The sequence below is a fragment of the Olleya sp. YS genome (assembly GCF_029760915.1).
In the GTDB taxonomy this organism is placed as follows: domain Bacteria; phylum Bacteroidota; class Bacteroidia; order Flavobacteriales; family Flavobacteriaceae; genus Olleya.
In genome coordinates this window covers 1,852,999-1,867,639 of sequence record NZ_CP121685.1, presented here as the reverse complement: position 1 = coordinate 1,867,639, position 14,641 = coordinate 1,852,999, and the positions used below count along the sequence as shown (strand labels likewise).

Here is a 14,641-nt window from a genome sequence, read left to right as displayed (position 1 = left end):
TAATTTTTATCCTAATTTATGTTAGGCATCAATATTTGCGTAAATAGCATTTTTCTCTATAAATTCACGTCTAGGTGGTACTTCGTCACCCATTAACATAGAAAATACGCGATCCGCTTCTACACCATTGTCTATATGGATTTGACGCAATGTTCTAAACTCAGGATTCATGGTTGTATCCCATAATTGCTCAGCATTCATCTCTCCAAGACCTTTATAACGTTGTATTTTGGCAGATTCACCAAACTCTTCCATAATGGCTTGACGCTCTTCATCATTCCATGCATATTGCTTTTTATTACCTTTCTTCACTAAATATAAAGGAGGAGTTGCAATATAAATGTGACCATTTTCAATTAATTCTTTCATGTATCTAAAGAAGAATGTCAGAATTAAAGTTTCAATGTGTGATCCATCGATATCGGCATCACACATAATTACAATTTTATGGTATCTTAATTTTGAAAGATTCAATGCTTTACTATCTTCTTCAGTTCCAATAGTAACACCTAAAGCAGTAAAAATGTTTTTAATTTCCTCATTTTCAAATACTTTATGTGTCATTGCTTTTTCCACATTCAGAATTTTACCACGCAATGGTAAAATAGCTTGAAAAGCTCTATCACGACCTTGTTTTGCAGTTCCACCTGCCGAATCACCCTCTACTAAGTACACCTCACATTTTGCTGGATCTTGCTCTGAGCAATCAGATAACTTTCCTGGTAAACCACCAATACTCATTACCGTTTTACGTTGCACCATTTCACGCGCTTTTTGTGCTGCGTGACGTGCTTGCGCTGCTAAAATAACCTTTTGCACGATAGTTTTGGCATCGTCTGGATGTTCTTCTAAATAATTAGTTAACATCTCTGATACGGACTGGCTAACTGCTGCAGACACCTCTCGGTTACCTAATTTGGTTTTAGTTTGACCTTCAAATTGTGGCTCTTGTACTTTTACAGACACAATTGCTGTCAGTCCTTCACGAAAATCGTCTCCTGCAATATCAAACTTTAATTTGTCTAACATACCAGACTCGTCTGCATACTTTTTAAGTGTATGTGTTAAACCACGTCTAAATCCTGACAGGTGCGTACCACCTTCGTGTGTATTAATATTATTTACATAAGAGTGTAAGTTTTCTGCGTAGCTAGTATTATAAACCATTGCCACTTCTACTGGTACGCCATTTTTTTCACCTTCAAAAGAAATAACATCATTCATTAAAGGTTCTCTGTTACCATCTAAAAACTTGATAAACTCTTTTAGTCCTTCTTCAGAATGAAAGGTTTCACCTTCAAAAGATCCATCTTCTTTTTTATGTCTTTTATCTACTAAATGAACGGTAATTCCTTTATTTAAATAGGCTAATTCTCGCATTCTACTAGCTAGCGTATCATAGCTATATTCAAGAGTTTGGGTAAAAATAGTTGAATCTGGTTTAAAGGTTACTGTAGTCCCTCTTTTATCAGTTTCGCCAATAGCCTTTACAGGATATAACGACTTACCTCTTTCATACTCTTGCTCCCAAATTTTTCCGTCTCTGTAAACCGTTGCTCTTAAGTGTTCTGATAATGCATTTACACAACTTACACCAACTCCGTGAAGTCCACCAGAAACTTTATAAGAATCTTTATCAAACTTACCTCCTGCACCTATTTTAGTCATTACAACTTCTAGTGCCGAAATCCCTTCTTTTTTATGAATATCTACAGGAATACCACGTCCATCATCTTCTGTAGTTATTGAATTATCTTCGTTAATGGTTACTGTAATATTATTACAATGTCCAGCTAATGCTTCGTCAATAGAGTTATCAACAACCTCATACACTAAATGGTGTAAACCACGTACTCCAACATCTCCAATATACATGGAAGGACGCATACGTACGTGCTCCATTCCCTCTAAAGCTTGGATACTGTCAGCCGAATAATTATGCTTATTAAACTCTTCTTTTTTTTCACTCATGGTTTATAGTGTTTATATTCTAGTTTTTTAAATCTTTATGTCATAAAAAAAGATGCCTTAAAGCATCCTTTTGAATACAAACAAATATACGAAATATTAAGGGTTTTTCAAGCTAAAATAAGCTTACAAGTGAAAAATTATTAACATTTGTTAAAAACCTAAAACACGCTTAAATCGTCTAAAAAGTATCTTAAAATCAATTTTGAAGTTTTTTTTAGCATCATAAATTTAGAAAAAAAGTAAAATGCAATAGCGCTTATTTAATGGATTAATCTTTAGTACACTTTATCAGAAAAATGCACCTATTTAAGTCAAATCTAAAGTGTTTTGACATTATAAACTTTCAATTCTTTGATTTGCAGGAAATTAATACGTTTTTTTTGTAAGAAAATGAATAAAAATATTAAATTCGCCATCCCAAACTATATTAACCTAAATTATGAAAGAACATTTTTCTACTACTTTTAGTAGAATGCTAGCTTTAATTTCTATAACTGGTATTCTATTTCTAACACTTTGCTTAGTTTCTATTTTTTTCTTAGACAATCATTATAATACAGCTATCATTATTCTAATGGCAAGTTTTATAGTCATTCTTACAATATATGCTATTACTTATAAAACGTTAATCAATAAACCATTAAGTTTAATTACTAAAATTTTAGAAAATAATGATGAAGTTGCAATCTCTGAGCTTCAGAAATTTTCTACTGAGTTTTCACATATTGGTGACTTATTTATAAGTAATAATAAGCAAAAAGAAGAGCTTAAAAATGCTAAAGAAAAAGCTGAAGAAAGTGAATTATTAAAATCGTCTTTTTTAACTAATCTATCACATGAGATTAGAACACCAATGAATGCTATTTTAGGGTTTTCTGATATTTTGAGTACACAACAATTATCTGAAACTGAAAAAAACGAATACATTGAGGTTATTACACGTAGTGGTAAAAATTTAGTATCCATTATTGACGACTTGATAGAAATGTCTAAAATTGACACCAACCAGGTTAAGCCAAATTTTGGAGCTTTTAATTTAGATGAAGTATTACATGATATTAAAAAAACAGTAGAAATTACAATACCAAAAGACAAGCCTTTACAGATATTTTTAGACCAACCAAATCACCCTGTTGTCTATCAATTTATAACAGACGAAACTAAGTTTAGACAAATAATTGTCAATTTAGTTAATAATGCTGTTAAGTATTCTGAAAAAGGAGTTGTTAATTTTGGATATAAAATTAATCCTGACGATAATGCTTTGGAGTTTTACATTAAAGATACTGGTATTGGTATGTCTAAAGAGGATTCTAAAAACATTTTTAATAGATTTAATAGAATACAAAACGATCACACCATAAACTTAAGTGGATTAGGCTTAGGGTTAGCTATATCTAAAGCTTATATAGAAATGTTAGGCGGAAAAATATGGTTAGAATCTGAAGAAAACGTTGGAACTACATTTACATTTACCATTCCCTTAAAATTAAACGGATTACCTATTACACCTAAAAAAGAGATTGAATTAAATCCAGTTGATAAGGTAAAACCATTAACTATACTTATTGCTGAGGATAATAATATTAATTTTATGCTTATTAAGCGTGTCATGGATATTAGAAAATACACTGTATTAAGAGCTAATAATGGTATTGAAGCTGTTAAAATATGTAGAGAAAATGATTCTATCCAACTTGTCATTATGGATTTAAAAATGCCACTAATGGGTGGTTTTGAAGCCAAAAAAATAATTAAAAGCTTTAGACCTTATTTACCAATTATAGCACATACAGCTTATTCATCTGCAGAAATTAACAGCGAAGTCTATGATGCTGGATTTATAGATTGTATATCTAAACCTTTAGATAAAACAAAATTATTTAGAGTCATTGATAGGATTGAACATTTAACACCAGATCCTATTATGAGTAAATTAATTTATAGCTAAAAAAAAGCCCAATTTATAAATTGGGCTTTTTTGTTGGCTATTTTTCAATATCAAATATATTTAATAGGCTTTATCGTGTACATTGGCTATGGCACGACCTGACGGTTCATTCATATTTTTAAAGGCTTCGTCCCATTCTAACGCAATTGCTGTACTACAAGCTACACTTGCTTCTTGAGGCACGCTATGTGCTGCTGCATCACTTGGGAAATGCTCTTCAAAAATTGAACGGTAATAAAATTCTTCTTTGTTTTGAGGTGTCTGAATTGGAAATCTGTATTTAGCATTCTCCATTTGCTCATCAGACACAGCTTCTTCAACAACTTCTTTTAAAGTATCAATCCAACTGTAACCAACACCATCACTAAATTGTTCTTTTTGTCTCCATGCTACACTTTCTGGCAACATATCTTCAAATGCTTTACGGATTACCCATTTTTCCATACGTTCACCATTAATCATTTTATCTTTTGGATTGATACTCATGGCTACATCCATAAACTCTTTATCTAAAAACGGTACACGACCTTCTATTCCCCAAGCTGCTAAACTTTTATTTGCACGTAAACAATCGTACATATGAAGCTTATCTAATTTACGAACTGTTTCATCATGAAATTCTTTTGCACTTGGTGCTTTATGGAAGTATAAGTAACCTCCAAAAATCTCGTCTGCACCTTCACCAGATAATACCATTTTTATTCCCATAGATTTAATAACTCTAGCCATTAAGTACATTGGAGTACTAGAGCGTATGGTTGTAATATCGTAGGTTTCGATGTTGTAAATCACATCTTTAATAGCATCTAATCCTTCTTGGATGGTAAACTTTATTTCGTGGTGCACTGTTCCAATGTAATCAGCTACTTTTTGGGCTGCAGCTAAATCTGGCGACCCTTCTAAACCTACAGAAAAACTGTGTAATTGTGGATACCATGCAGCTTGCGTATCATCAGACTCGATACGCTTATCGGCATATTTTTTTGCAATTGCAGAAGTCACAGAGCTATCTAAACCACCTGACAACAATACACCATAAGGAACATCACTCATTAATTGTCTATGCACTGCAGCTTCTAAAGCTTCTTTTATTTTTGCAATACTAGTTTCGTTATCTTTTACTGCATCATAGTCTCTCCATTCTCTATTCCACCACTTAACAAATTTTCCGTCTTTACTTGACATGTAATGTCCTGGAGGAAATAATTCTATTTTAGTACAAACACCTTCTAATGCCTTTAATTCTGAAGCGACATAAAACGTACCGTTTTGATCCCAACCAATGTATAATGGGATAATACCCATGTGGTCACGAGCTATAAAATACTCGTCTTTTTCAACGTCGTAGATTGCAAATCCGAAGATACCATTCATTTCATCTACAAAATCCACACCTTTTTCTTGATATAATGCTAATATAACTTCACAATCACTTTGGGTTTGAAAATCATATTTATCATCAAACTGCTTACGTAACTCTCTATGGTTATATATTTCTCCATTAGCTGCTAAAACTAATTTTTTATCAGGACTATATAAGGGTTGTTTACCAGAAGCTGGATCTACAATAGCTAATCGTTCGTGGGCTAAAATAGCCTTATCGTCACTATATATTCCTGACCAATCTGGTCCACGATGACGAATAGTTTTTGACATTTCTAAAACCTGAGGTCTTAAATCTTCGCTTTTTTGTTTAAGGTCGAAAGCACATACAATTCCACACATAATCTTATATTTTTAAATTCTTTAGTTCTATTTGTTGAAGCAAATATTAGCTTTATGTTTCATTATAAAAACACTAAACCATAAAACACTTACAATTTAGTACTTTAAAATATGTATTTATATTAAAATGAAAGTAAAGTAGCAAAGATTATTACTTTCAGTAAAAAAATAATAGTTTGAAAAGTGTGTTAACTAAAAAGCCTTCAAAAAATGAAGGCTTTTATTAAGGTATATTTAAATATTTATGAGTTTGTAAGGACACTTTCCACTTTGGATTAGCCATAACATAATCTACAATTAAAGGTATCATAGTATCACGCTTACTCCATTCTGGTTGTAGGTATAAAATACAATCGTTATTTACTTTTTCGGCTTGCGCTTCAGCAAACTTAAAATCATCTTTATTATAAATAATACATTTTAGTTCATTGGCTTTTTCATAAACACTTTGTGTTGGAAGCTTCATTTTTTTAGGCGACAAACAAATCCAATCCCATTCACCTGTTAATTGGTAAGCACCTGAAGTTTCAATGTGAATACTCATACCTTCAGCTTTAAGCTGTGTGGTTAACTCGGTCATATCCCAAGTTAAAGGTTCTCCACCAGTAACCACAACTGTATCGCTATATTTTTTAGCGTTTTGGACTATTGTTTCTGTTTTTGTTGGAGGATGCAAATCTGCAATCCAACTTTCTTTGACGTCACACCAATGACAACCAACATCGCAACCACCAATTCTTATAAAATAAGCAGCAGTTCCTTTATGGTAACCTTCGCCTTGAATAGTGTAAAACTCTTCCATTAAAGGCAACATCAACCCTTTGTTAACTAAATCTTGTATTTCTTGCTTCATGTGGCGCAAATATAATCTTATCTGTTGGAAATTTTAAGTATTTAAAGTTGAAAGTTTTCAGGGATTTAAGCTAAGATTAGTATTTTTACATCAAATATTTTTAAGAATGAGTAGACAGGAGGATTTTTTTAACCATATCACTAAAGGAAACACTTGTAAAGGCGATTTTATTACACTTGGCTCTGCCATGTTAGATGGTCAAACCATTAAAAATGCTTATGTAAACGTACCTTTAAAAACCATGAATAGACATGGTTTAATTGCTGGTGCAACTGGAACTGGAAAAACTAAAACACTACAAGTTTTGGCTGAAAATTTAAGCGAAAAAGGCATTCCGGTTTTATTAATGGATATTAAAGGTGATTTAAGTGGAATTGCTCAACCTAGTCCAGGACATCCTAAAATTGATGAACGTCACGAAAAAATAGGTTTAGACTTTACTCCAAAATCGTTTCCAGTAGAAATCATGAGTCTTTCGGAGCAAGATGGTGTTAGACTTCGTGCAACGATTAGCGAATTTGGACCTGTTTTATTATCTAGAATCTTAGATCTTACAGAAACACAATCTGGAATAGTTTCGGTTATTTTTAAATATTGTGATGATAATAAACTACCGCTTTTAGATTTAAAGGATTTTAAAAAAATATTACAATACTGTACTAACGAAGGTAAACCAGAGTTTGAAGAAGCCTATGGACGTATTTCAACCGCATCAACAGGTGCTATTTTAAGAAAACTAATAGAAATAGAACAGCAAGGAGGCGACTTGTTTTTTGGAGAAAAAAGTTTTGAAGTCGAAGATTTGTTAAGAACCACCAGAGATGGTCGTGGCTATATTAATATTATTCGCTTAACAGACATTCAGGACAGACCTAAATTATTTTCAACATTTATGTTGAGTCTATTAGCTGAAATATATGAAACCTTGCCAGAACAAGGTGATTCTGGACAACCAGAATTAATCATGTTTATAGACGAAGCCCATTTAATTTTTAATGAAGCTTCAAAAGCATTATTAAATCAAATAGAAAGTATTGTAAAGTTAATCAGAAGTAAAGGAGTCGGATTATACTTTGTTACCCAAAACCCAACTGATGTTCCAGAAGGTGTTTTAAGTCAGTTAGGTCTTAAAATTCAACATGCTTTACGTGCTTTTACAGCTAAAGACAGAAAAGCTATAAAATTAACTGCTCAAAATTATCCAGATACCGAGTATTATGACACTGCTGATGTTTTGACCTCTTTAGGTACAGGAGAAGCTTTAGTCTCTGCTTTAGACGAAAAAGGACGTCCTACTCCATTAGCTGCAACCATGATGCGTGCACCAATGAGTAGGATGGATATTTTAAATGAAACCGAATTACAAACGCTACTTGATGACTCTAAATTGGTTTTAAAATATAATGAAACCATAGATAGAGAAAGTGCCTACGAGATGCTTAACAAAAAAATTGATCAAGCCGAAAAACTTAAACAAAAAGAAGATGCAAGATTAAAAAAGGAAAAAGAAAAAGCAGCCAAAACCAAAAAAACTACAAGACGACGTAGCACAGCACAAAACCCAATAATTAAAGTATTAACAAGCGCAACCTTTATTAGAAGTGTTTTTGGTATTTTAAAACGCGTTATGAAATAAATTACACTTTCTGGTGTAAAACAATAAACTAAATAATTTTTGATGAAAAAAACACTATTAGCCCTTAGTATTATAGCAATAACATTTACTTCTTGCAAAACAGAGATTGATCCATTTTTAGTTCAAAATCAAAATATTGGACTATTAACAGACTCGACAGAAGTTAAAGATTTAAAAATCATTTTTGCAAAAGACTCTATAATTAGTCCTATTGCAGGAGACGAGTTTACAGGTACATTAAACACTATAAATATTTATGAGAAAGGCGGAAAACACTTACTAAGTTTAACACCCAATCAAGCTCTAGATTCTACTGCAACGATATCTAGTATAAAAATAAAAGACCCTAGATACAAAACGGAAAACGGTATTAGTAACACTAGTACTTTTGGAGATATTAAATCAAAATATACTATTACCAGAATTCAAAATTCTTTTAGAAGCATTTCAGTTTTTGTAAAAGATAGCGATATATTCTTTTTAATAGATAAAAATGAATTGCCTGCAGAATTTAGATTTGATATTACTAAAACAATAGAAGAAGCAAATATACCAGATACAGCCAAGATTAAACATTTTATGGTTGGATGGTAAATTAAAAAACATGAAAAAATATCAAGTACAAAACAACCCATTCATTGTGCCAACAACCGATGGAAAACTAATAGAAGAACATTTCGGTCTAGCTACAGATGGCAATAAAGATATCAGCATAGCACATATGGTTGCACCTGCTGGATGGAGCGAACCATTTCAAACTCCAGAATTTGACGAATACACGTATATTATTAAAGGCAAAAAACAATTTATAATAGACGATGAATTAATTGTTTTAGAAGCAGGACAATCTATTAAAATTGAAAAAAACACGAGAGTACAATACTCTAATCCTTTTACCGTAGCTTGCGAGTATATAGCAATATGCACACCTGCATTTTCTATGGATTTAGTTAACCGAGAAGACCAATAAATAAAATGAAAAAAGTCATTGCTAAAGCAGTACCAAAAATTATAGGTAGTTCCTTAAATATGGTTAGCTACGTAGCCCCTAAATATGCCAGTGTAAAAGCACTTGATTTATTTGCTACGCCAAGACAGGGTCGTCTTAATCTAAAACAAGAACAATTTTTGGATACTGCAAAGCAACATACTTTAAGTTATAATAACTTAGACATACAAACCTATCTCTGGGAAGGTTCTAAAGAGACTGTTTTATTTGCTCATGGATGGGAAAGCAATAGTTTTAGATGGAAAAAACTAATTAAAACGTTACAAGCTCAAGATTATAATATTGTTGCATTAGATGGTCCTGCACACGGTAAATCTGGTGGAAAACAATTTAACGCCATATTATACTCTGAGTTTATTAATGTTGTTGCTAACCATTACCAACCTAATACTATTGTTGGGCACTCTGTTGGCGGAATGGCTTCAGTATTTTTTCAGCATAACTATCAACATCAAGCTTTAAAAAAACTAGCTTTATTAGGTGCACCTTCAGAGTTTACCAATGTGTTTAAAAACTATGTAAACATGCTAGGTTATAATAGAAGGATTGAAAACGGATTAAACCAATTGGTTTTTGATCGGTTTAATTATGAACCTTCACATTTTTCATCAGCTAAATTTGCTTCAAAAATAAATGTTGAAGGATTGATAATACACGACAAACATGATGAGGTCATTAAATATGATGAAGCAAAATTGATTAGTTCTAATTTTAAAAATTCAACGTTAATAACTACTGAAGGGTTTGGACATGGTTTACGTGATAATAGTGTAAACGAGGCAGTTATTAATTTTATTAAATCTTAACTTATTTTGGAAACTAAACTAACACGACTTAACAAATATCTAAGTGAAGCTGGATACTGCTCGCGACGTGAAGGGGATAAACTCATTGAAGCTGGACGTGTTACTATTAATGGTGTTATACCAGAAATGGGTACTAAAGTAAGCCCAACAGATATTGTTGCAGTTGATGGAGAAATCATTAAAAACAACACTGAAAAACCTGTTTATTTAGCCTTTAATAAACCTGTAGGCATTGTCTGCACAACAGATACCAGTGTAGAAAAAGATAATATTATTGACTTTATAAATTACCCAAAACGCATTTTCCCGATTGGACGCTTAGATAAACCTAGTGAAGGTTTAATTTTTTTAACGGACGATGGTGATATAGTCAATAAAATATTAAGAGCTAGTAATAATCACGAAAAAGAATATATTGTCACAGTAGATAAACCAATTTCTCAAACCTTTATTAAAAGAATGTCTGGAGGAATTTATTTAGAAGATTTAGGCAAAACCACAAAGAAATGTTCGGTTAAAAAGATAGATTCTCATACCTTTAGTATAATACTAACGCAAGGTTTAAACAGGCAAATTAGACGTATGTGCGAATATTTAACTTATGAAGTGACGTCCTTAAAACGAGTACGTATCATGAATATAAAGTTGGATGTACCTATTGGCAAATACCGAGAATTTACAGATACTGAATTGAAAACATTAAACTTATTATTGGAGGATTCTACAAAAACTTATGAGGAAAGACAAACTAAAAAAAGACGTTAATTAAATCTTAATCTTCCTATAAATTACATATTTCATAAGTATTTTTATTACAAACCAACTAATTATGAAATATCCTCTCATATTGTTTTTATGTCTAAGCCTTTCTGCATACTCACAAACAGAAAATGAACCTTCGACAGATTTCCCATATGGAAAAGCACATCCTGATGCTCCGAAACAAATAAAAGATTTTCAACCTTTAATAGGTTCATGCAATTGTAAATCTACTGCAAGAAATAAAGATGGTAGTTGGGCTGAGTCACAAAATATGGTTTGGAATTGGAAGTATATAATGAATGGTAATGCTGTCCAAGACGAAACCTTAAAAGAAGATGGTGCACATTCAGGAAGTATTAGACAGTACATTGCAGATAGTAGTAAATGGTATGTCCATTATTATTCCTCAAAAAACCCAACAACAACACTTTCTACTTGGGAAGGGAATAAAACTGAAGACAACAAGATAGTTTTATATCGCAAGCAAAAAGCACCAAATGGAATGGAAGGATTCTACAGACTTACTTTTTATGATATAAATTCTTCTGGATATAAGTGGATTGGTGAATGGGTTGACAAAACTGAAAAAACGGTATATCCTACTTGGAAAATTGAATGTAAAAGAGCAGATAAAACCAAATCTGATATTGATATCATTAAAGAAAACACAATAGCGTTTTCTAAAGCTTATATGGAAGGCGATATAGATGCTTTAGCTAATAAATATACGGATGACGGTAAAATTTTCCCTAACAATATTAATATTATTTCTAGCAAAGAATCCATTAAAAAATATTGGATGCTACCTGAAGGTGTCAAAATTATATCACACAAAGTAACTCCAACAGAGATTAAAGTTGAAGGGAACTATGCTTACGATTATGGTTATTATGAAGGAAAAACAAGAACTCAAGAAAATGAAGAAGTATCTTGGAAAGGAAAATATGTTATAGTTTGGAAAAAAACAGGAGATGATTGGAAAATATTTCTAGATATTTGGAATAAAGTAAACTAATAATAAATACAATAATGAGTAAACTATCACCTTTTCATGTAGCAATTCCTGTTCATAATTTAGAAGAGTGTCGCATATTTTATAGAGATATTTTAAACTGCGAAGAAGGACGAAGTAGTGATCACTGGGTTGACTTTAATTTTTTTGGGCACCAGTTAGTCATTCATAACAAAGCACAATCTATTGAAGATAAAGCAGCAAATGAAGTAGATGGAAAACACGTCCCTGTACCACATTACGGAGTGGTTTTAGATTGGGAGACTTTCACAAATTTTGAAACCCATTTAAAATCTAAAAACATCAACTTTATCATAGAACCTTATATTAGATTTGAAGGTTTGGTTGGTGAGCAGAAAACCATGTTTTTTAATGATCCAGCAGGCAATGCATTAGAGTTTAAAGCCTTTAAAGATCAGTCACAATTGTTTGCCAAGTAATTTTAAACCATTAATTAAAAATTGTTTATTTTTATAACTACTAACTAATTTTTTTTAAGACTATGATTAAAATTTTAGCGCTTATCCTAACAATAGGTGGAATGATTGCATTAACACTAGGTGTATTAGGTGTCTTTGGAAACGATATGACATCACTAAATCCTTGGGCACTAACCATTTTAGGTGGTGTGTTTTTTATAGCTGGTGTATCTATGTTGAAATACAGAAAAGACCAACCTGCAGATTCTTAATAACATTTAAAAAGAATAATTTAAAGAGTTTCAATAGTATTGAGACTCTTTTTTTTGACTAAATAAAACGGAAAATAAATTAGTAAAAAAAGCGGTATCAAAATCAACTGAACTACTATAATATAATAAGGCCAATCTCCCAAATAATCTAAAACTGAACCTGAAATAGGTTTGCTATTTAAATAAGAATAATTAGTTCCTAAACTATAATTAATAGCCAATATAATTACTACATATATTTGTAACGTGAAAAAAGATTTAAATACACTTTTTATTGTCGGTGTCATTTTTAAAACTGCAATTGCATAAACGATAATTGTTAATAACCCAAGGTGAACCACCCAGTATCTGAAGTATTCAAAATTTGGAAATCCTATTGAAATATCTGGTGTAATCACACCTTGAGACGTTCCAGCAATAATCCAAAATAGTAAAATTTCAAAAAGAATATATTTTTGAGTGATTGTGAAAACCCATATAAACAGTGCAATAAAACTACATAAGAATAAGGGTAAATCGGTCTTAAAATTATAAGTCCCAAAACCTATTTGATAGATATGAAATACAACTATAAATCCCGAAACAAAAACACCTAAATATTTAAAAATTAAACGCTTGGTTGTTTCAGATTTTGATTTGGCATAATTAAACAACAAAACACAAAAAACAATAGCCAAAATAACAGGCAACACATGCTCTAAGCTTCCAAATTGAACTCTTGATAATATCTGCATAAAAAAACCTGAAACGATAAGTTTCAGGTTTTAAAAATAAGTAATTAAATTGTATTTATTCTTTATATCCTTTTCTGTGACGTTCTCTTGCTAATAATGTATTTTTAAGTAGCATCGCGATGGTCATTGGTCCAACTCCACCAGGAACAGGAGTAATATGACTAGCTTTTTTACTTACATTTTCAAAATCTACATCACCAGTAATACGATATCCTTTTTCTGTAGAGTCATCAGGTACACGTGTTATTCCAACATCAATTATAACTGCATCGTCTTTAACCATCTCTGCTTTTAAAAAGTTTGGAACACCCAACGCAGAAATTATAATATCTGCCTGACTTGTAATTTGCGTGATATTTTTAGTGTGACTATGGGTTAATGTAACTGTAGAATTTCCAGGAAATCCTTTACGACCCATCAAAATACTCATAGGACGACCTACAATATGCGAACGTCCAATCACAACTGTATGCTTACCTTTAGTATCAACATCATATCTATCTAATAATTCTAAAATCCCAAATGGAGTAGCAGGAATAAAAGTGGACATATCTAATGCCATTTTACCAAAATTAGTTGGATGAAACCCATCAACATCTTTATCTGGATGCACAGCCATTAAAACTTTTTGTGTATTAATTTGTGGAGGTAATGGCAATTGAATGATAAAACCATCTATATCATCGTTGTTATTAAGTTCTTCAATTTTATCTAACAGCTCCACTTCGCTAGTAGTATTGGACAATCTCACCATAGTAGATTCAAAACCAACACGCTCGCAAGCTCTAACCTTACTACCTACATAAGTCAAACTTGCGCCATCATTACCTACTATGACTGCTGCTAAATGAGGAACTTTTTCATTATTAGCCTTCATTTTGTCAACCTCAGCTTTGATTTCGTTTTTAATGTCGTTACTAACTTTTTTTCCGTCTAGTATTATCATTCTTATTTAGTTTTCAGTCGCAGTTGCAGTTTACAGTTTTCTTACTCTTGCGGTTTTGGTTTTATCTGTTTTTTGATGTTTACTCCAAATTTTTCTGGATTATTTATCATGTAATTTATCAGCTTTCCGATTTCTGTAGATTGATTAGTCAACTTTACATGTTCTTCTTTTGAAATATAATTGCATTTTAAAGCAAAATCTAACCAAGTATTCGTTTCTGAATTTTCACCATCACAATCTGTTAATTTACTAATAAAATGCTTTAAATATCTCCTTTTCCTATATGCTTCAGCCATATTTGCGCAAACTGAACGCGAACTTCTTCTGACTTGATCTGTAAGTGAATACTTTTCTTCTGAAGGAAATGATTTGGAAACCTCAAAAATTTGCATAGCCAAATCAAACGCTTTTTGGTAGGCTATTAAATTTTTGAAATCCATACTATAATATTTATCTAATTATTAAACTTAACTATTTTAAAGTTAGAGTAAGCAATTTTGAGTAAGACTGAAAAGCTGAGACTGCTACTGAAAACTGAGTTTTGT

Annotated in this window: 15 protein-coding genes; 9 read left to right on the top strand and 6 right to left on the bottom strand. The window is 31.7% G+C overall.

Going from position 1 to position 14,641, the window contains the following annotated elements:
- Nucleotides 1–21: 21 nt before the first annotated feature.
- Nucleotides 22–1,971, bottom strand: coding sequence for a DNA topoisomerase (ATP-hydrolyzing) subunit B (gyrB, locus tag Ollyesu_RS08540; RefSeq protein WP_279300804.1), 1,950 nt, complete (start codon nt 1,969–1,971; stop codon nt 22–24).
- Between the two features lie 439 nt (nt 1,972–2,410).
- Here gyrB and Ollyesu_RS08535 point away from each other — a divergent pair, with 439 nt between their 5' ends.
- The gene (locus Ollyesu_RS08535) at nt 2,411–3,922 is read left to right on the top strand and encodes an ATP-binding protein (RefSeq protein ID WP_279300803.1); all 1,512 of its coding nucleotides are present in this window, start codon (nt 2,411–2,413) and stop codon (nt 3,920–3,922) included.
- A 60-nt stretch (nt 3,923–3,982) separates the two neighbouring features.
- On the opposite strand, the gene asnB is transcribed toward Ollyesu_RS08535, so the two are convergent.
- Both asnB and Ollyesu_RS08525 read right to left on the bottom strand, forming a co-directional pair.
- Nucleotides 3,983–5,647 carry an asparagine synthase B gene (gene asnB / locus Ollyesu_RS08530; protein ID WP_279300802.1) on the bottom strand — a complete coding sequence of 555 codons (1,665 nt, stop codon included), beginning with the start codon at nt 5,645–5,647 and terminating at the stop codon, nt 3,983–3,985.
- Nucleotides 5,648–5,870: 223 nt separating this feature from the next.
- The gene (locus Ollyesu_RS08525) at nt 5,871–6,500 is read right to left on the bottom strand and encodes a 7-carboxy-7-deazaguanine synthase QueE (protein WP_279300801.1); all 630 of its coding nucleotides are present in this window, start codon (nt 6,498–6,500) and stop codon (nt 5,871–5,873) included.
- Between the two features lie 106 nt (nt 6,501–6,606).
- On the opposite strand from Ollyesu_RS08525, the gene Ollyesu_RS08520 reads away from it, so the two are divergent.
- The 8 genes from Ollyesu_RS08520 to Ollyesu_RS08485 all read left to right on the top strand — a co-directional run bounded on the left by Ollyesu_RS08520 (nt 6,607) and on the right by Ollyesu_RS08485 (nt 12,416).
- Entirely contained in the window at nt 6,607–8,136 is a 1,530-nt protein-coding gene (locus tag Ollyesu_RS08520) for a helicase HerA-like domain-containing protein (protein ID WP_279300800.1), read from the top strand.
- Between the two features lie 42 nt (nt 8,137–8,178).
- A complete protein-coding gene (locus tag Ollyesu_RS08515) occupies nt 8,179–8,730 on the top strand; it encodes a hypothetical protein (protein ID WP_279300799.1) in 552 nt (183 codons plus the stop codon).
- A 10-nt stretch (nt 8,731–8,740) separates the two neighbouring features.
- Nucleotides 8,741–9,106: a cupin domain-containing protein gene (locus Ollyesu_RS08510; protein WP_279300798.1), complete on the top strand. Its 366-nt coding sequence runs from the start codon at nt 8,741–8,743 to the stop codon at nt 9,104–9,106.
- A 5-nt stretch (nt 9,107–9,111) separates the two neighbouring features.
- Complete coding sequence (locus tag Ollyesu_RS08505; protein ID WP_279300797.1) at nt 9,112–9,951, top strand: alpha/beta hydrolase; 840 nt, start codon at nt 9,112–9,114, stop codon at nt 9,949–9,951.
- Nucleotides 9,952–9,957: 6 nt separating this feature from the next.
- On the top strand, nt 9,958–10,716 hold the full coding sequence (gene rluF, locus Ollyesu_RS08500; protein ID WP_279300796.1) for a 23S rRNA pseudouridine(2604) synthase RluF: 759 nt from the start codon (nt 9,958–9,960) through the stop codon (nt 10,714–10,716).
- A 64-nt stretch (nt 10,717–10,780) separates the two neighbouring features.
- Entirely contained in the window at nt 10,781–11,728 is a 948-nt protein-coding gene (locus Ollyesu_RS08495; RefSeq protein WP_279300795.1) for a DUF4440 domain-containing protein, read from the top strand.
- A 14-nt stretch (nt 11,729–11,742) separates the two neighbouring features.
- The gene (locus tag Ollyesu_RS08490; RefSeq protein ID WP_279300794.1) at nt 11,743–12,165 is read left to right on the top strand and encodes a VOC family protein; all 423 of its coding nucleotides are present in this window, start codon (nt 11,743–11,745) and stop codon (nt 12,163–12,165) included.
- Nucleotides 12,166–12,227: 62 nt separating this feature from the next.
- Nucleotides 12,228–12,416 carry a hypothetical protein gene (locus Ollyesu_RS08485; protein WP_279300793.1) on the top strand — a complete coding sequence of 63 codons (189 nt, stop codon included), beginning with the start codon at nt 12,228–12,230 and terminating at the stop codon, nt 12,414–12,416.
- Between the two features lie 20 nt (nt 12,417–12,436).
- On the opposite strand, the gene Ollyesu_RS08480 is transcribed toward Ollyesu_RS08485, so the two are convergent.
- The 3 genes from Ollyesu_RS08480 to Ollyesu_RS08470 are packed head-to-tail and all read right to left on the bottom strand — an operon-like array spanning nt 12,437 to nt 14,536.
- Nucleotides 12,437–13,150, bottom strand: coding sequence for a TIGR02206 family membrane protein (locus tag Ollyesu_RS08480; RefSeq protein ID WP_279300792.1), 714 nt, complete (start codon nt 13,148–13,150; stop codon nt 12,437–12,439).
- 55 nt (nt 13,151–13,205) lie between these two features.
- The gene (locus Ollyesu_RS08475) at nt 13,206–14,096 is read right to left on the bottom strand and encodes a bifunctional 5,10-methylenetetrahydrofolate dehydrogenase/5,10-methenyltetrahydrofolate cyclohydrolase (RefSeq protein ID WP_279300791.1); all 891 of its coding nucleotides are present in this window, start codon (nt 14,094–14,096) and stop codon (nt 13,206–13,208) included.
- A 41-nt stretch (nt 14,097–14,137) separates the two neighbouring features.
- A complete protein-coding gene (locus Ollyesu_RS08470; protein ID WP_279300790.1) occupies nt 14,138–14,536 on the bottom strand; it encodes a four helix bundle protein in 399 nt (132 codons plus the stop codon).
- Nucleotides 14,537–14,641 lie beyond the last annotated feature (105 nt).